This window comes from Streptomyces endocoffeicus (assembly GCF_016741935.1).
Taxonomy (GTDB): domain Bacteria; phylum Actinomycetota; class Actinomycetes; order Streptomycetales; family Streptomycetaceae; genus Streptomyces; species Streptomyces endocoffeicus.
Genome location: NZ_JAERRG010000240.1, coordinates 1 through 338, shown reverse-complemented (window position 1 = coordinate 338; position 338 = coordinate 1). Strand labels below are relative to the sequence as shown.

Here is a 338-nt window from a genome sequence, read left to right as displayed (position 1 = left end):
GTCGACACCGCCTGCTCCTCCTCCCTGGTCGCCCTGCACCTGGCCGTCCAGGCACTGCGCGCCGGCGAGTGCACCCTCGCCGTCGCCGGCGGCGTCACCGTCATGGCCTCCCCCTCCTCCTACATCGAATTCAGCCGCCAACGCGGCCTCTCCCCCGACGGACGCTGCAAATCCTTCGCCGCCACCGCCGACGGCGCCGCCTGGTCCGAAGGCGCCGGCATCCTCCTCATCGAGCGACTGTCCGACGCCCAACGCCTCGGACACCAGGTACTGGCCGTGGTACGCGGCACCGCCGTCAACCAGGACGGCGCCTCCAACGGCCTCACCGCCCCCAACGG

Annotated in this window: 1 protein-coding gene; it reads left to right on the top strand. The window is 72.5% G+C overall.

Annotation, left to right across the window (positions count from 1 at the left end):
• Positions 1 to 338 (top strand): beta-ketoacyl synthase N-terminal-like domain-containing protein (locus JK364_RS54785; protein WP_269146477.1); only part of this gene is annotated, 338 nt, incomplete at both ends.